Origin of the sequence: Peribacillus sp. FSL H8-0477 (assembly GCF_038002765.1) — a bacterium.
GTDB lineage: Bacteria > Bacillota > Bacilli > Bacillales > DSM-1321 > Peribacillus.
Genome location: NZ_JBBODE010000002.1, coordinates 323,290 through 341,027 on the forward strand (window position 1 = coordinate 323,290; position 17,738 = coordinate 341,027).

Genomic DNA, 17,738 nt, shown 5'->3' on the forward strand with positions numbered 1-17,738 from the left:
TTATACATCATAGAGATGGGGATGAAAACAACATGTTAGGTTTTTTACAGAGAATCGGAAAAGCATTAATGCTTCCGATTGCCGTTTTACCAGCTGCGGGATTGTTATTGCGGTTAGGACAAGAAGATCTCTTCAATATACCGTTTATGGCTAATGCAGGAAATGCCATATTTGCTAATTTAGCGTTAATTTTTGCGATCGGTGTTGCGATCGGTTTTGCAAAAGATAGTCATGGAGCTGCTGGTTTATCAGGCGCCATTGGCTATTTAGTTTTGACAGAAGGTGCTAAATCGTTAGATAAAGGTATCGATATGGGTGTTCTTGGCGGAATTATCGCTGGGATAATTGCCGGTCTTTTGTATAATCGATTCCACGGCATCAAGCTGCCAGAATGGCTGGGCTTTTTCAGCGGGAGACGCTTTGTTCCGATAGTGACTTCACTTGCTATGGTCATCTTGGCGGGAATTGCAGGTTTTGCATGGCCGCCTATCCAGGATGCGATAACTGGAGTTGGTAACTGGATTATTGATCTGGGAGCTATTGGATCAGGTATCTTTGGACTGTTAAATAGATTATTAATACCATTAGGGCTGCACCATGTGTTAAATAGCTTATTCTGGTTCCAATTTGGTGAGTTTGCGGGTAAAACGGGAGATATTGCTCGATTCTTTGCAGGTGATCCAACGGCTGGGACATACATGACTGGTTTCTTCCCAATTATGATGTTCGGGCTTCCAGCAGCATGTATGGCGATTATTGCCACAGCTAAACCGGAGAATAGAAAAAAAGTGTCTGGAATGTTTATCGGTTTAGCGTTAACATCGTTTCTTACCGGCATAACAGAACCTATAGAATTTTCATTTATGTTTGTTGCACCACTGCTTTATGGGGTCCATGCAATCTTAACCGGACTTTCCCTATGGGTAACCACATTGTTGGGCATTAAGAGTGGATTTACTTTCTCCGCAGGATTCATTGACTTTGGAATCAATTATAATATCGCACAAAAACCATTACTTTTAATATTGATTGGTGTTATTTATGCGATTATATATTTCGTCATTTTCTACTTTTTAATCAAAGCGTTTAATTTGAAAACACCGGGTAGAGAAGATGACGGTGAACTAGAAGAAGAAGAAGAAACTGTTATCGAAACGGACGTTAACAAACATGAAAAAATGGCTTCTCAGTTTATTCAAGATATCGGAGGGAAAGAAAATATTTCTTCTATCGATAATTGTGCAACAAGGCTTCGACTAAATGTAAATGATATGAGCTTAGTAAGTGATGCTTCACTGAAGGCACATGGTGCAAAAGGAATTATGAAGTTAAATAAGACCAATTTGCAGATAATTGTAGGAACAGAAGTGGAGTTTGTTGCTGACGCAATGAAGAGATTGGATACAGAATCAATCAGAACGGTTACGGAAGAGGAGCCTGCTGCACCCGAACATACAGGATTACTTCCGTTGACTAAACAAGACTTTGTAATGCCTATTGAGGGAGAAATTATTCCACTTGATGAGATTCCTGATCCTGTATTTTCACAGAAGATGATGGGGGATGGGTTTGGTATCATTCCAAGTAAAGGACTGGTTGTTTCTCCTGTCGATGGGGAAATTATTAATGTTTTCCCAACTAAACATGCTGTAGGAATTATGTCTAAACAAGGGTATGAAATTCTAATCCATGTAGGTTTAGAGACGGTAAATCTCAAAGGAGAAGGTTTTACACTGCTCGTCAAACAAGGGGATCACGTATTAAAAGGACAAGATCTTCTGCAATTTGATTTAGAGTTTATAAAGAATCATGCAGCTTCAACGGTAACACCGGTTATCTTTACAAACCTTACAAAACTAGAAATTAAGAAACAAGGGAAAATAGAACAAGGAAACGACGGTATTGTGTCGATTCAATAAAGAGCGGGGAGTAATCAGTCGAAAAATCTGATTGCTCTCCTTTTTTTTAGACAGCATAACTTAGATGCTGTTTATAGGGAAAACTAAATCAAACATAGAATAATTGCTTAATTAGATATTCATCTGGTATAATAATCTGTTATAATTCACTGATTTGCTACTAGGGGCTAAATTAAGGTAAAATAGAGCTGAAGCTTAAATTTTTGAAAAGAGGTTTAGATATGAATAAAGAATCCATTTATGGATTAACATATGATCAACTAACAGAATGGCTGATGAGTCATGGACATAAGAAATTCCGAGCTACACAGGTTTGGGATTGGTTATATAAGAAACGGGTAACTGAGTTTTCCCAAATGAAAAACGTCAGCAAAGAAATTATTCAATTGTTAGAAGATCATTTCGCAATCCAAACATTAGAATTGCATACGAAGCAAGAATCAGCAGATGGAACGATTAAGTTTTTGTTCAAGCTAAAGGACGGAAATTTAATTGAAACGGTTTTAATGAGATTTAAATACGGTTTATCTGTATGTGTGACGACTCAAGTAGGCTGTAACATCGGCTGTAGTTTTTGTGCTAGTGGACTTTTAGCTAAAAGCCGTGATTTAACCAGCGGTGAGATTGTTGAACAGATTATGAACGTTCAACATCATTTAGATAAGGTTGAGAAGGATGAACGAGTTAGTCATATCGTCGTAATGGGAATTGGTGAACCATTTGATAACTTCGTAAACCTTGTGAGTTTCTTAAACGTGGTTAATGATCAAAATGGACTTGCTATTGGTGCCAGACATATTACCGTATCCACAAGCGGGCTTTCAAATAAAATTTATGAATTTGCGGATATGAATACGCAGGTGAATTTGGCTATCTCATTGCATGCACCAAACAATGAACTTAGAACCAGTATTATGAAAATCAACCGTGCTTTCCCATTGGAAAAGTTGATGGATGCTGTGGATTACTATTTAGAAAAAACCAATCGCCGAATTACCTTTGAATACATCATGCTTGAGGGAGTCAATGATCATAAAGAAGAAGCGTTGCAGCTTGCAGCATTACTAAGGAATAAGCGACACTTATCCTATGTGAATTTAATTCCTTATAATCCAGTTGATGAGCATATTCAATATCAGCGAAGTGAGCAAAAATCGATTGAAGAATTTTATGAGACGTTAAAAAAGAAAGGCATTAATTGTGGAATCCGTCATGAAAATGGAACAGACATTGATGCAGCTTGCGGCCAATTAAGAAGTAAACAAATAAAAAAAGCAAAAGCGTAAGAAGCTTTTGCATAAGAAAACAGCCTTCCCGGATAGGGAAGGCTGTTTTTGTGTGTATTATAGTTTAGAAATTACTTTTTCCATTTCATTGAAAGTATCTTGAACTTCTTTATTTGGAATACTAGTCATAAAGCTGACTCCAATGACGGCAATTAGACTTAACGTAAAGCCAGGAATCATTTCATACATGAAGTCGCTTAAACCAGGAATATTCACCCAGACTAACACAGTAACGGCTCCGACTACCATACCAGCCAAGGCTCCCCATTTCGTCATACGTCTCCAATATAAGCTTAATAGAACAGCGGGACCAAATGCAGATCCAAATCCGGCCCATGCATATCCAACTAGGGCAAGTATGGTTTTATTAGGTGTTAGGGCTAATAAAAGGCCAACAATCGCTACTAACAAGACGGAAAGGCGCCCAATTAAAACTAATTCTTTATCAGTTGCATTTCTGCGCAAGAACGTTTTATAGAAATCTTCTGTAAGCGCACTTGACGTAACAAGCAGCTGTGAAGAAATGGTACTCATGATAGCAGCAAGAATAGCGGCTAATAGAAATCCTGTAATGAGTGGATGAAAGAGTACATTCGAAAGAATAACAAAGATGGTTTCAGGATCATCGACGGGAATATTATTTCTTGTAGCATAAACGAGTCCGGATAACCCAGTTAAAAGGGCCCCGAAAACGGACACGATCATCCAAGTCATACCAATCCGGCGTGCAGGTTTTAGTTCTTTCACGGAAGAAATCGCCATAAAACGAACAATTATATGAGGTTGCCCAAAATATCCAAGACCCCAAGCGAGGAATGAAATAATACCGAGTATGCTGGTGCCTCTGAAAATGTCCATAAGATGAGGATCAATTTGTCTCACATCTTGCATTGCGGAAGCGGGTCCGCCGAGCTCGAAAAACGTCACGACAGGTACTAGTATCAGGGCAAGAAACATAATAATACCCTGGACAAAATCAGTTAAACTGACGGCAAGAAAGCCTCCAAATATGGTATACGCGATAACGACTCCTGCCGTTACAAATAATCCGATTTTGTAATCCATATCGAATGAACTTTCAAAAAGGGTACCGCCTGAAACAAATCCAGCAGAGGTGTATAGTGTAAAGAAGATAATAATGATAATAGCAGATACGAAACGTAGAATCCGTGTATGATCCATGAATCGATTCTCGAAATAATCGGGGATGGTAATAGAATCATTTGCTATTTCTGTATAACTCCGAAGTCTAGGTCCTACTAATAAGTAGTTGAAGTAAGCTCCGACCGTTAATCCAATAGCCAGCCAAACACTTGATAAACCGGTTGAATACATGGCTCCTGGAAGTCCCATCAGCATCCAGCCGCTCATATCAGCTGCACCAGCAGATAGTGCGGTAACGGCTGGACCTAATCCGCGGCCTCCTAACATATAACCAGAAATATCTTCTGAAGATTTTTTGTAGGCATATAAGCCAATTAATAGCATGGCTATAAAATAAATAGCCAAAGAAATCATAACGCCTGTTTCCATTCGTTCAGTCACTCTCCTTTGTGTTGTCCATCATCAAATCTTGTGGAAAACGCAGATGAAGGGGTATGGTTTAAAAAAATAACAGACTTTCTAGGTATATTCAACTTTTAAGGAAGAGGGTTATTTTAAAAAAACACGCGTAAAGCCATTCGTATCAAGCGCTAAAGCTTATTCGACAAAAGTATAAGTTTAAATATTCTGACGACAAAAACCGACTTTTTATGATTATTTCCCAGACAATATTTTTATATTTAATGTCGTTATTTACACATATAGTTTGGCAAGAGGTCAATATTCTAGTTTTGATAATAACACTTGTTGCTTTAGAGCGTGAAAGTTTGTTATGATTTACAAGATGATTTTCAAACAAGAAGCGGCTCCAAATGCCGGTTTTTATATATTTCGGAGGTGAAGATTATGTCACGTATTTCCATGGATGAGGTTAAGCATGTAGCGAATTTAGCACGATTGGCCATTACAGAGGAAGAAGCTGTGAAATTCCAGAAGCAACTAGATCAAATGATATCATTTGCTGAGCAATTGAATGAATTAGATACAGAGAATGTTGCACCAACATCTCATGTACTAGACATGAAGAATGTAATGAGAGAAGATGTCTCGAAAAAAGGACTGCCAGTGGAGGAAGTTTTGAAAAACGCTCCAGACAGCACAGAAGATGGTCACATTCGCGTACCATCAATCTTAGAATAAGGAGGGAAATAAATGTCTCTGTTTGAACAAAGCATTTCTGAGCTTCATAAACAATTACATAACAAAGAAATCACTGTTACGGACCTTGTTCATGAATCCTATACACGCATCAATGAAGTGGAAGATAAGGTTAAGGCGTTTCTTACATTAGATGAAGAAAATGCACGCAAAAAAGCAAAGCAATTAGATGAATCGGTTACAGAAGAAAATAGCGGAAATGTTTTATTCGGAATGCCAATCGGTGTGAAGGACAACATCGTCACAAAGAATCTTCGTACAACCTGCGGAAGTAAAATCCTTGAAAATTTTGACCCGATTTATGACGCAACAGTCGTTCAAAAACTTCAGCAAGCTGAAACCATTACTATTGGGAAATTAAACATGGATGAATTTGCAATGGGTTCTTCAAATGAAAACTCTGCCTATCAAGCAACACGTAATCCATGGAATCTTGATCATGTTCCAGGCGGCTCTTCAGGCGGCTCTGCTGCAGCTGTAGCAGCTGGTGAAGTTCCCTTTTCCCTAGGCTCTGATACAGGCGGTTCAATTCGTCAGCCAGCCGCGTACTGTGGTGTAGTCGGCCTAAAACCTACTTACGGCCGTGTATCACGTTTTGGTCTAGTTGCATTCGCTTCTTCTCTTGACCAAATTGGCCCGGTTACCAGAACAGTTGAAGATAATGCTTACTTACTGCAAGCAATATCCGGTGTTGATCCAATGGACTCTACATCAGCGAACGTAAATGTACCCAATTTTTTAAGCGCGTTAACGGGAGACGTTAAAGGCTTGAAAATTGCGGTTCCAAAGGAATACTTAGGTGCTGGTGTAAGTGATGAGGTACGCAATTCAGTTCATGACGCTTTGAAAGTACTTGAACAATTGGGAGCGGAGTGGGAAGAAGTATCATTGCCGCATTCAAAATATGCACTTGCTGCGTATTATCTGTTGTCATCTTCAGAAGCTTCTGCCAACCTATCCCGCTTTGATGGTGTTCGATATGGTTACAGAACAGATAATGCGGCTAATTTATTAGAAATGTACAAGCAGACTCGTGCGGAGGGCTTTGGTGACGAAGTAAAACGCCGGATTATGCTTGGAACATTCTCATTAAGTTCTGGTTACTATGATGCCTATTATAAAAAGGCGCAAAAAGTTCGTACATTAATTAAGCAAGACTTTGATGATGTCTTCCAAAAGTATGATGTTATTATTGGACCAACAACGCCTACACATGCATTTAAAATTGGTGAAAAAATTGACGATCCATTAACGATGTATGCCAATGATATCTTAACCATACCTGTAAATCTTGCAGGAGTTCCAGGAATCTCCGTGCCATGCGGATTCTCTAAGGAAGGTCTGCCGCTTGGTTTGCAAATTATCGGTAAACACTTTGATGAGAGTACGGTATACCGCACAGCTCATGCCTTTGAACAGGCAACGGCTTATCATAAACAATTTCCAACACTGTAAGGGGTGAATATCATGACATTTGAAACCGTAATCGGCCTTGAGGTACACGTAGAGCTTAAAACAGATTCGAAAATTTTCTCGTCTAGTCCAAACCATTTTGGAGCAGAACCTAATACTAATACCAGCGTGATTGACCTTGGATATCCAGGTGTTTTGCCTGTATTGAACAAAAAAGTCGTGGATTACGCCATGAAAGCCTCGCTTGCTTTAAATTGTGAAGTGGCAGAAGTGACTAAATTTGACCGGAAGAACTATTTTTATCCGGATAATCCCAAAGCGTATCAAATCTCTCAATTTGATAAACCAATTGGTGAGAATGGCTGGGTAGAAATTGAAGTGAATGGCGTTAAAAAGAAAATAGGTATTACCCGGATTCACATGGAAGAAGACGCAGGAAAGCTATCACATACTTTCACCGGCTCACTTTGTGATTATAATCGTCAAGGTACACCGCTGATTGAAATCGTGTCGGAACCCGATATTACTTCTCCTGAAGAAGCTTACGCATATTTAGAAAAAGTAAAATCAATCATTCAATATACTGGAGTGTCTGATTGTAAAATGGAAGAGGGATCATTACGTTGTGATGCGAATATCTCTCTTCGTCCTGCTGGACAAAAGGAATTTGGTACGAAAACGGAGCTCAAAAACTTGAACTCTTTCAACTTTGTTCGAAAAGGTCTTGAACACGAAGAAATTCGTCAGGCTGATATTCTTGAGTCAGGTGGAATTATTGAACAAGAAACACGCAGATTTGATGAAGCAACCGGGAAAACCATTCTAATGCGCGTTAAAGAAGGTTCAGATGATTATCGTTATTTCCCTGAACCCGATTTACTCGATATATACATTGATGAAGAATGGAAAGCGAGAATTCAAGCTGAGATTCCAGAGCTGCCGGATGCTCGGAAGAAACGTTATGTAGAAGAGTTCGGTCTTCCTGCTTATGATGCTGCTGTTTTAACTGTGTCAAAAGAAATGGCTGATTTCTTTGAAGCAGCTGTTTCAGCCGGCGCAGATGCTAAACAGGCTTCCAATTGGATTATGGGTGAATTATCAGCTTATCTAAATGCTGAAGGAAAAGAGCTTCATGATCTTGCTCTTACGGCAGAAGGACTTGCTGGGATGATTAAGCTGATTGAAAATGGAACCATTTCTTCTAAAATAGCTAAGAAAGTATTTAAGGAATTAGCTGAACATGGCGGCGATGCTGAAACGATTGTAAAAGAAAAAGGTCTTGTTCAAATTTCTGATGAAGGTGCTTTATTGAAAGCAGTAAGTGAAGCACTTGATAATAATCCACAGTCTATTGAAGATTTCAAGGCTGGGAAACAAAAAGCAATTGGCTTCCTTGTCGGCCAGATTATGAAAGCGACAAAAGGTCAGGCGAATCCACAAATGGTAAATAAGCTACTTGTTGAAGAAATAAATAAACGCTAAACAATGAACAAACTGGCTGTACCTTTTTTAAAGGTACAGCCAGTTTGTAGACAAAAGAGGTTCGGAATGGTTTCATTCCGAACCTCTTTTTGAATTTGAACATATTTCATGGATGTTTTCCTGCTTACCGAGGCAATCATGACTTTTAATAGGCTTACTGTTATTTTATATATTGACATAGTATCCGCTTTTTAAATCACTTGTGTCCTGCTGAATTTGTTCTAGGATAGCCCTTTCAATCGCAAGGCTTTATCCAGATTAACTTTAGAAAGACGGGTGATTGAAGTGGAAGGCGTGAAGACTCCTGCGGGAACAGCGGGACAGGTGAGACCCCGCAGGAGTGTGAGCATTGATGCGGCTCAACGCCCGCCCGCGGAAAGCGAAGCGCCTGGAATGGAAATCAACATCTTGATTTTAAATCTCACCTGAGTTTGTCTACAGTAATGGAGGCTGGGACAAAACCCTGCTCTAAAATGAAAAAAAGCCGGTGAAAATTTTACGATACGTAAAATTTTCACCGGCTTTGTCTTTTTACTCATAACATAAGGACACTTTCTGCTAAAATTAAGTCACCACAACAAAAATTCAAACAGAAAGAAGTGTCCTTATGTTTAAAGAGTATAACATGAATCAATTAGTTTTGCCTTTAGATTTAGAAGTGAAATTACACAAAAATGATCTTGCCTTCCACGTCCATCACTTAGTTGAAAGTATTCCTCATGAAGCGTTGGAACCTTTCCTGCGAAATGAGGGCTGTCCTGCCTATCATCCACGCATGATGTTGAAAATTATCTTATGTGCCTATACGCAATCTGTTTTTTCAGGGCGGAAAATGGAAGCTCTTTTACAGGACAGCCTCCGAATGATGTGGTTAGCACAAGGATATGAACCAAGTTATCGCACCATTAACCGTTTTCGTGTTCATCCAGAAGTAAAGGAATTAATCCGGCAATGTTTCGTTCAATTCCGTTGCCAGCTTGTTCAAGAGAAACTCATTGATCAAGAAGCAATCTTTATTGATGGAACAAAGATTGAAGCGAATGCGAACAAATTTACATTCGTGTGGAAAAAGTCTATTGAAAACTATCATAAAAGCTTAATCGAAAAATCTAATCAGTTATATGATGAGCTCATTGAAAAAGAAATCATTCCCGAAATCGAACGAGAAAACGTAGAGCAATTGTCCTCAGACGAGTTGGCTCAAGTGGTTCAAAAAGTAGAGGATGTCATTTCTGAATATGACAAAGAAATAGAAGCATCTTCAGATGCGGCAGAACGAAAAACGTTAAGAAGCGAACGAAAATTTCCAAAACAAGTACGGAAACAAGTCCTAAATTTACTTATAAGAAAACAGAACTATCAGCGAGACTTTGAAATCTTTGGCACCAGGAATAGTTATTCAAAAACAGACCCCGATGCGACCTTTATGCGAATGAAAGATGATTATATGAAGAACGGTCAATTGAAAGCTGGTTATAATCTTCAAGTCGCAACAGAAGGCCAATACACCCTGGCCTATAGCCTATTTTCGAATCCGACCGATACTCGCACCCTCATTCCGTTCTTAGATCAAATTGAGCAAAATTATTTCGAGTTGCCGAAGCACATCGTCGCAGATGCCGGATATGGAAGCGAACAGAATTATGATGATATTCTTTCGAATCGTAAAAGGGAAGCATTAATTACCTATGGGATGTACCAGAAAGAGCAGAAGAAAAAATACAAACAAAACGAATTTAATCCAGACAACTGGCAGTATGATAAAGAAAACGATACATACACGTGTCCGAATCAGCAGCGTTTGGTCTTCAAAAATCATTCCGTGCGTACGGACAAATCAGGATTCACACGCGAGTTCAAACTATATGAGTGTGAAAACTGCACAGGCTGTCCATTCCGTTCCTCTTGCACCAAAGCAAAGGAAGGTACGAACCGAAAATTAATGGTGAATGAAAAATGGGAACAGCAAAAAGAATATGTAAGAGCGAAGCTTTCAGAAGAAAAAACAAGTTCCATCTACCGTCAACGGAAAATAGATGTGGAACCAGTTTTTGGATTTTTGAAGGCTAATTTGCGTTTCAACCGATTTTCTGTCCGCGGACAGAAAAAGGTTGAAAATGAAATGGGATTTGCATTAATGGCCGTGAATATAAGGAAATTCGCGGTCAGTAGGTAAGGTTTCATAGAGGAAAACCGAAAAAAGTGAAATGGAGTTAATCCATTTCACTTTTTTTGATAATTGAAGCTAGTTATGTCCCAGCCTCTTTTTTGATATTTCTTGATAGAGAATCAATCGATTCCTTCCATGAGATTTTGCTTGATAGAGTGCCTGGTCAGCTTGTTCAATAAGTGTGGTTACTGATGCGGCCGCATTTGGAATAACTGTACCTATGCCCATACTTACAGTGACATTTGGTGAAATGAGTGAGTTAGCATGCGGGATTTGCATATGCTCAATGGCTTTTTTAATTCGTTCAGCAACAGAAATGGCTCCGGCTGCAGAAGTGGCTGGAAATATAATGGAAAATTCTTCTCCACCGTATCTTGCAGCAAGATCGCCTGGACGAATACAACACGCTTGGATGGCAGCCGCTATTTGAATTAAGCAGTTATCCCCCTCTTGATGTCCATACGTATCGTTATATAATTTGAAATGATCAATATCGAGCATAATTAATGACAGCGGCTCCCCATTTTGACGCAGGGAACGTTTCCATTCATCTGAAATTCTGCTGTCAAAGCTTCGTCTATTTGCAATTCCCGTCAACCCATCCATGCTGGATAAGTTTTGTAGAATCATATTTGATTCAATAAGCAAACGTTCCTTTTCCTTTGCTTCGGTCACGTTCCGGTAATGCCACAAATGTCCGCTATCATGCTGACCTACATAAATCGGTAAATAATCGAATTCGAATATTTGTCCATTAGTCAGGTGAACCTCCTGATTTAAAGCCATACTATGGGCAGTATATAGGGTCCTAATTGTTTGTAAAAATAAATCAGGATCAGTAAACAAAGGAGCGTTTTTTTGAAATAGCTCATGTCCATTTGTTCCATGCAGCTGTTCGCCATTTTCATTGAGACGAAACATCTGGCAGAACTCTTTATTTACATGAATGATTTTCCTATTTTCATCAAGAGCTAATATGCCAGATTTCAGGGAGCTGACAAGTGCAGACATCCTTGCAGTTTGTTTTTTTCTTTCTAGTTCATAATGACGAGTTCTGTCAAATTGATACCCTAAATGCATGGCTAAACCGATTAAAACAATAGCGCCCATGATTTCTAACCAAACTAATTTATGATAATGCGCAAATGTACATACAGCCAAAATGAGAATGATCATAGAAGAGAATGCATATTGAACCTTGCTTACTATTTTCATTTTTATCACTACCTTATGGTGTTTATATAGTTCTATTTTACTATTTATTCAGCGAATGTTCACTATAATTTACCAATAATTGATAAAAATTGATAAAGTAAAGGAAAGCATGTCGCGTATACTAAGGGGATAGGTTCATTTTTTTACCCATCTGTGTGTTAAATGCTCATACTCTAAGAAAGAGAAAGAGTAACGAGATATATAAATTTTTTCGACATAATAAAAGCAGTCATTCTTAGCTCTATTCGAAGTGAGAAAGTAGTATTTTCCATGAATTTGCTATATAATCTTTACGGGCACAAGACAAAGAAATTGGGGAATTTGTTCTTCAAAACTTTTTTTCGTATTTAAGTGAAAAATGATTTTATTTTATACAATAGGATGATGGAAATGAAAAGAGCAAGGTTAATCTATAATCCAACTTCCGGCAGGGAAGCGATTAAGAAAAGCTTACCGGACGTTCTGGCTAAGCTAGAAGCTGCGGGTTATGAAACATCATGTCATGCGACAACAGGCGAAGGTGACGCCACTGAGGCAGCGAGAATTGCTATTGAACGGGGATATGAAGTAGTAATAGCAGCCGGTGGAGACGGTACGATATACGAAGTGGTTAACGGACTGGCAGATGCGGAAAATCGTCCGAAACTTGGAATTATTCCAGTTGGAACGACCAATGATTTTGCAAGGGCTATTCATGTACCCCGGTCTATCGACCAAGCCGTTGATATTATCACAGCCAACCATACTATGCCTATCGATATCGGTAAGATGAATGAAAAGTATTTCATTAATATCGCAGGCGGCGGCCGTCTGACTGAATTGACCTATGATGTACCGAGTAAGTTAAAAACTATGCTTGGACATCTGGCGTATTATGTTAAAGGAATTGAGATGCTGCCATCATTAAAGCCAACGGAAGTAACAATCGAATATGATGGGAAAATCTATGAAGGCGAAATTATGTTATTCCTAGTCGCAAATACCAATTCTGTCGGCGGTTTCGAAAGACTAGCACCTGATGCTTCGTTGAATGATGGAATGTTTACATTGCTGATTCTCAAGAAAACCAACCTGGCGGATTTTATCAGAATCGCTTCTCTAGCTATGCGAGGAGAGCATATTCATGATCGAAATGTTATTTATGTAAAGGCTAATCGGATAAAGGTGACAACTAAGAAAGAAATGATGCTCAATCTAGATGGTGAATTTGGCGGATTGGCACCTGCAGAATTTGTTAATCAATATCGTCATTTTGATGTCTTTGTTCCTGAAGGTGAACTTCAAGATGATCCAGCTAATCAACGGGAACAAATTGGGGACGTAACAGAAGATCACAAAAACGACTAAAGGGCTGGCTATGCCAGCTTTTTTATTTTTTTATGGAGGGCGCAAAATGAAAATCAGAGAAGGCATTCCTGAAGATGCTGATGAAGCTGTTTATTTAATGAATCTGGCTATAGATGAGATTGGCCAAGCATTAACTGGTGAACAAGAGGAAGCGGCCATACTCGAAGTAATGGCATCTTTTTTTAAAAAGAAACAGAATCGGCTCAGCCATGAAAACACATTGGTTATCGAGGAAAATAGTGAAATTATAGGTGTAATTGTTGTTTATCATGGTAGTGAAGCAGAGAAGCTTGATTGGCCATTAATTGAACAAGTACGCCTGAAATCAGGGAATTCAGATTTACTGATCGATATAGAATCAGAGCCTGAAGATTATTATATTGACACAGTTTGTGTAAAACCTAGTTATCGCGGGAATAGACTGGGAACTACGCTGATAGCCGAAGCAGAAAAACGTGGTCGTAATCTAGGGTACGGACGTATGTCATTAAATGTGGAAGCAGACAATAAAGGAGCAAGGGCTTTATATCAGAAGCTTGGGTATCAAAAAGTTGGTAGTAAGACTATATATGGTCATAGCTATGATTATATGGTTAAAGTGATGTCTTGAAGGAGGGTCAGCCATGATTGAGGGTTGGGTGAAAAATGGAGATATTCGTATTCATTATTTAGATAATACAGGTCCTTCCAAGGAGACAACGCCATTGGTTATCATTCCGGGTATTGCTGAAACTGGAGAGGAATATGAGGATCTAATTCAAGCTCTATTACCCAGGCGTGCACTTGTGGTCACCATGCGTGGAAGAGGACTAAGTGATGCTCCAAAAAGTGGATTCACATTAGAACATCACGTTTCTGATATCGAAGTGGTCGTTAATCGGATTACAATCGATAAGTTTGCCATCTTTGGGTATGGCCGTGGTGTTGCTTATGCGTTAGGCTATGCGGTTGCACATACAGACCGTATAAATGGACTAATTATCGGCGATTATCCAGCCATGCAAAAAGATTTACCTGAAGGTTGGTCTGATTTCTTTCTTAAATCAACCAATAAGCGTGTTTTAGAAAGTATGACGCTTGAAACATTAAAGGCCATTGAAAAAGATTCTAAAAATGTTGATTTTTTGAAACATCTAAAAGAGATTGATTGTCCTGTATTGATTTTACAAGGAAGTGAGGAGAGTGTGGGACTGACAGAAGATGGGGCTAAGGACTATTTACGTGCTATGCCGGATGCGAGGGTAAGAATCATTGATCCTGACAAGCCAGGAAGTACGAATCCTAAATCAGCCGAATTTGCAGATACGCTGAAAAAGTTTTTTCAGGAAACAAAGAACTGTGGAATCAACTAAAAAAATACGGTGAAAGACCCGTATTTTTCTTACTTACATTTGTTGGGTCTGGAGTTCAGCCCAATCATGGTAGGTCCCGCTGCCATTACATCCTGAGCATTCATAAACAGAATTGTAATAGTATTCATTCGGGGCATAGGAATCAAACCCCCGTCCACGGCAATCGGGGCAAAATCCCCTTTCCTCCATTGAACTTACATGTTTTTCATATCTTGCTGCGTTCCAGGCAGAGATAGCTTGAAATATACCCATTCTGCTCACCCCATATTTTTACTTTATTCTGAGCAAACAGCGATGCTTTTATACGCATGTCCACTGAGCAAACTGAAAAATTTACTATATAGTATGTATTTGAACTGTAAATGGTGACAGTTGAACGAAGTCCGTTTTGATTCAAGGGCTTTGTATGTTAAAATACGATAAGCAAAAGGTATTTTGAAAAGAAAAGGGAGATTATATGACTAATACAGCACCAGTAGCTAAAAATGATGATATAGATGTAGTTTTTGAGGATTTAACCCATGATGGAGCAGGAGTAGCAAAAGTAAATGGCTACCCAATCTTTGTTCCGAATACATTGCCGGGTGAAAAAGCAAAAATTAGAGTAGTTAAAGCAAATAAAGGATACGGCTTTGGCCGTTTGATTGAATTATATGAAGCAAGCGAGCATCGTGTAGAAGTACCTGTTGAAGAAAACTATAAATATGGCGGCTGTCAGTTGCAGCATATCAGCTATGCGGGTCAACTTGAGTTTAAAGAAAACCAAGTTAAGCAAGTGATGAAACGTATCGGTAAACTGGAAGATGCAACGATTCATCCGATTATTGGAATGGACAACCCTTTAAATTATCGTAATAAGGCACAAGTACCAGTTGGAAAAAGGGGCGGTAATTTAATCGCTGGATTCTATAAGCCGCGCACCCATGAAATTGTAGATACTAACGAAAGCATCGTTCAAGATCCTGCGGTTAATGAAGCGATTAAAGTCGTTAAAGAAATTTGCAGTGAACTCGGAATAGATCCTTACAACGAAATTCACCACCGTGGTGTCCTGCGTCATATTATGGCTCGTTATGCTAAATCAACGGGTGAATTAATGGTTGTCTTAATTACCAGATCAACATCATTACTTCATAAAAACAAAATTGTTGAAGAAATCCTTAAACGCTTACCAAATGTTAAATCAATTGTTCATAACATTAATAATCAAAAGACCAATGTGATTATGGGTGAAAAAACAAAGGTTCTTTGGGGCAATGAAGTAATTTATGATTATATTGGTGATGTTAAATTCGCTATCTCTGCTGTTTCGTTTTATCAGGTAAACCCTGATCAAACAAAAGTACTTTATGACAAAGCACTTGAATATGCGGCTTTAACTGGAGAAGAAACAGTAGTTGATGCGTATTGTGGCATCGGAACCATTTCATTATTCCTAGCTCAAAAAGCGAAGTCTGTTCTTGGAGTCGAAATGATTCCACAAGCAATTGAAGATGCTCGTCGTAATGCGGAGCTTAATGAAGTGGAAAACGTTAAGTTTTCTATTGGTGAAGCTGAAACATTCATTCCATTATGGTATGAACAAGGTAACCGTGCAGATGTAATAGTTGTCGATCCACCGCGTAAAGGCTGTGATGAAGCATTACTGAAGACCATTATTGAAATGGCTCCAAAGAAAATGGTCTACATTTCATGTAACCCGGCTACGCTTGCCCGCGACCTTCGTATTCTAGAAGACGGCGGATACAAAACAGAGGAACTTCAACCGGTTGATATGTTCCCAATGACTACACACGTAGAAGTTGTGGCGAAGTTGACGTTAAAGAAGTAAACTTTCTCGCATAAAATATAAATTTTCCGAGTCAGACTCGGTTTTCGGTAAGGTACCTTTTCCGAATTCCGGGTCTTTTTCATATGCAGGACTTGTCTCTCTATCTATTACTTCCTATTTTTAGGAGTTAATTATTGAAAATGTATACAAGAAAGAGCTTTGTGGCCAATTAATTAAATACAGCAGGAACCTGACAAACGTAGGAAAAGGGTTGACCTTTTCTTTTTACTTGTAGTAAAAAAGAGTAAATGTTCAAAATTTACTATCGTTTGATAAAAAGTCTCTAATCATGCTATAAGTGATAGAGAAGCAGGATATTTTTGCGTGTAACCCGGTATTTCAACTGAGAGGAAATGAATGTTATTATGATAGATAATTTTTGGCGTGATTTACCACGACCTTTTTTTGTACTAGCACCAATGGAAGAAGTAACGGATGTTGTGTTTCGCCATGTAGTGGCTGAAGCAGGCAGACCTGATGTGTTTTTTACCGAATTTACAAACTCAGAGAGTTATTGTCATCCTGAAGGAAGACAAAGTGTGCGAGGACGTTTGACTTTTACAGAGGATGAACAACCCATGGTAGCCCACATATGGGGAGATAAGCCTGAAAAATTCCGTGAAATGAGCATTGGTATGGCAGAGTTAGGATTCAAGGGTATTGATCTCAATATGGGTTGTCCAGTACCTAATGTGGCAGGGAATGGGAAGGGAAGCGGGCTTATTTGTCGTCCCGAAATTGCCGCTGAATTAATACAAGCCGCTAAAGCAGGAGGACTGCCAGTAAGTGTGAAGACCAGGCTTGGTTACACGGATGTAGAAGAATGGCGCACCTGGTTAAGACATGTTTTAGAACAGGATATTGCCAATCTTTCCATTCATCTGCGTACGAGAAAGGAAATGAGTAAAGTTGACGCTCATTGGGAACTAATCCCGGAGATTAAAAAACTTCGCGACGAAGTGGCACCTAACACACTATTGACGATCAATGGAGATATACTTGACCGTCAAGCTGGATTGAAGCTCGCCGAGCAATACGGTATTGATGGGATTATGATTGGGCGTGGTGTGTTTAGTAACCCATTCGCCTTTGAGAAGGATCCAAAAGAACATAGTAGTAAGGAATTGCTTGATCTCTTAAGGCTGCATCTCGACCTTCACGATAAACATTCAGAAATAGAACCTCGTTCATTCAAACCTCTTCCTCGCTTTTTTAAGATTTATGTCCGTGGATTTAGAGGAGCAGGTGAACTAAGAAATCAATTGATGAACACAAAATCAACAGATGAAGTACGTGCCTTGCTCGATGAATTCGAGAGTTTTGATGGAAATGAGGAAAGCTAAATCTTCCGAAAGTGTTCTTTCAATGTTGATAAGCGGCCTATGAAAGCTATGCATAACGTATGGACAAAGCTTGAGAAATGCGCATTTCTCAAGCTTTTCGCCTAATACGATGCATAGC

The 17,738-nt window shown here is 39.0% G+C and carries 15 protein-coding genes; 11 read left to right on the forward strand and 4 right to left on the reverse strand.

Annotation, left to right across the window (positions count from 1 at the left end):
* Nucleotides 1-32: 32 nt before the first annotated feature.
* Nucleotides 33-1,919, forward strand: coding sequence for an N-acetylglucosamine-specific PTS transporter subunit IIBC (gene nagE, locus MHI18_RS13365; protein WP_340848026.1), 1,887 nt, complete (start codon nucleotides 33-35; stop codon nucleotides 1,917-1,919).
* 221 nt (nucleotides 1,920-2,140) lie between these two features.
* Nucleotides 2,141-3,205, forward strand: a complete 1,065-nt coding sequence (gene rlmN / locus MHI18_RS13370; protein WP_340848028.1) for a 23S rRNA (adenine(2503)-C(2))-methyltransferase RlmN — start codon at nucleotides 2,141-2,143, stop codon at nucleotides 3,203-3,205.
* Nucleotides 3,206-3,262: 57 nt separating this feature from the next.
* Here the strand turns inward: rlmN and putP are convergent, their stop codons facing one another.
* Complete coding sequence (gene putP, locus MHI18_RS13375) at nucleotides 3,263-4,738, reverse strand: sodium/proline symporter PutP (RefSeq protein WP_340850291.1); 1,476 nt, start codon at nucleotides 4,736-4,738, stop codon at nucleotides 3,263-3,265.
* Nucleotides 4,739-5,155: 417 nt separating this feature from the next.
* Here putP and gatC point away from each other — a divergent pair, with 417 nt between their 5' ends.
* From gatC to gatB, 3 genes are read left to right on the forward strand one after another with little or no spacing between them, the layout of a single operon-like run.
* Nucleotides 5,156-5,449 carry an Asp-tRNA(Asn)/Glu-tRNA(Gln) amidotransferase subunit GatC gene (gatC, locus tag MHI18_RS13380; RefSeq protein WP_340848031.1) on the forward strand — a complete coding sequence of 98 codons (294 nt, stop codon included), beginning with the start codon at nucleotides 5,156-5,158 and terminating at the stop codon, nucleotides 5,447-5,449.
* 12 nt (nucleotides 5,450-5,461) lie between these two features.
* The gene (gatA, locus tag MHI18_RS13385) at nucleotides 5,462-6,922 is read left to right on the forward strand and encodes an Asp-tRNA(Asn)/Glu-tRNA(Gln) amidotransferase subunit GatA (protein WP_340848033.1); all 1,461 of its coding nucleotides are present in this window, start codon (nucleotides 5,462-5,464) and stop codon (nucleotides 6,920-6,922) included.
* A 12-nt stretch (nucleotides 6,923-6,934) separates the two neighbouring features.
* On the forward strand, nucleotides 6,935-8,362 hold the full coding sequence (gene gatB / locus MHI18_RS13390; protein WP_340848034.1) for an Asp-tRNA(Asn)/Glu-tRNA(Gln) amidotransferase subunit GatB: 1,428 nt from the start codon (nucleotides 6,935-6,937) through the stop codon (nucleotides 8,360-8,362).
* Here the strand turns inward: gatB and MHI18_RS13395 are convergent.
* Nucleotides 8,359-8,541: a hypothetical protein gene (locus MHI18_RS13395; protein WP_340848036.1), complete on the reverse strand. Its 183-nt coding sequence runs from the start codon at nucleotides 8,539-8,541 to the stop codon at nucleotides 8,359-8,361. The genes gatB and MHI18_RS13395 overlap by 4 nt on opposite strands.
* A 428-nt stretch (nucleotides 8,542-8,969) precedes the next feature.
* Here MHI18_RS13395 and MHI18_RS13400 point away from each other — a divergent pair, with 428 nt between their 5' ends.
* Complete coding sequence (locus tag MHI18_RS13400) at nucleotides 8,970-10,538, forward strand: IS1182 family transposase (RefSeq protein WP_340846018.1); 1,569 nt, start codon at nucleotides 8,970-8,972, stop codon at nucleotides 10,536-10,538.
* Between the two features lie 69 nt (nucleotides 10,539-10,607).
* Here the strand turns inward: MHI18_RS13400 and MHI18_RS13405 are convergent, their stop codons facing one another.
* Nucleotides 10,608-11,747 carry a GGDEF domain-containing protein gene (locus MHI18_RS13405; protein ID WP_340848039.1) on the reverse strand — a complete coding sequence of 380 codons (1,140 nt, stop codon included), beginning with the start codon at nucleotides 11,745-11,747 and terminating at the stop codon, nucleotides 10,608-10,610.
* 390 nt (nucleotides 11,748-12,137) lie between these two features.
* Between MHI18_RS13405 and MHI18_RS13410 the strand changes: the two genes are divergently transcribed.
* Genes MHI18_RS13410 through MHI18_RS13420 form a run of 3 tightly spaced genes read left to right on the forward strand, consistent with a single transcriptional unit; the run spans nucleotide 12,138 to nucleotide 14,446 of the window.
* Nucleotides 12,138-13,094 carry a diacylglycerol kinase gene (locus MHI18_RS13410; RefSeq protein WP_340848041.1) on the forward strand — a complete coding sequence of 319 codons (957 nt, stop codon included), beginning with the start codon at nucleotides 12,138-12,140 and terminating at the stop codon, nucleotides 13,092-13,094.
* A gap of 46 nt (nucleotides 13,095-13,140) precedes the next feature.
* Nucleotides 13,141-13,704, forward strand: a complete 564-nt coding sequence (locus MHI18_RS13415; protein WP_340848044.1) for a GNAT family N-acetyltransferase — start codon at nucleotides 13,141-13,143, stop codon at nucleotides 13,702-13,704.
* A 13-nt stretch (nucleotides 13,705-13,717) separates the two neighbouring features.
* Nucleotides 13,718-14,446 (forward strand): alpha/beta fold hydrolase, encoded by a 729-nt coding sequence (locus MHI18_RS13420; RefSeq protein WP_340848046.1) that lies wholly within the window; start codon nucleotides 13,718-13,720, stop codon nucleotides 14,444-14,446.
* 33 nt (nucleotides 14,447-14,479) lie between these two features.
* Here MHI18_RS13420 and MHI18_RS13425 read toward each other — a convergent pair whose 3' ends face one another.
* The gene (locus MHI18_RS13425) at nucleotides 14,480-14,698 is read right to left on the reverse strand and encodes a methionine aminopeptidase (protein WP_340848048.1); all 219 of its coding nucleotides are present in this window, start codon (nucleotides 14,696-14,698) and stop codon (nucleotides 14,480-14,482) included.
* 205 nt (nucleotides 14,699-14,903) lie between these two features.
* On the opposite strand from MHI18_RS13425, the gene rlmD reads away from it, so the two are divergent.
* Together rlmD and MHI18_RS13435 are read left to right on the forward strand one after the other, a co-directional pair.
* Nucleotides 14,904-16,277 carry a 23S rRNA (uracil(1939)-C(5))-methyltransferase RlmD gene (rlmD, locus tag MHI18_RS13430; RefSeq protein WP_340848052.1) on the forward strand — a complete coding sequence of 458 codons (1,374 nt, stop codon included), beginning with the start codon at nucleotides 14,904-14,906 and terminating at the stop codon, nucleotides 16,275-16,277.
* 365 nt (nucleotides 16,278-16,642) lie between these two features.
* Complete coding sequence (locus MHI18_RS13435) at nucleotides 16,643-17,620, forward strand: tRNA dihydrouridine synthase (protein WP_340848055.1); 978 nt, start codon at nucleotides 16,643-16,645, stop codon at nucleotides 17,618-17,620.
* The last annotated feature ends 118 nt before the right edge of the window (nucleotides 17,621-17,738 follow it).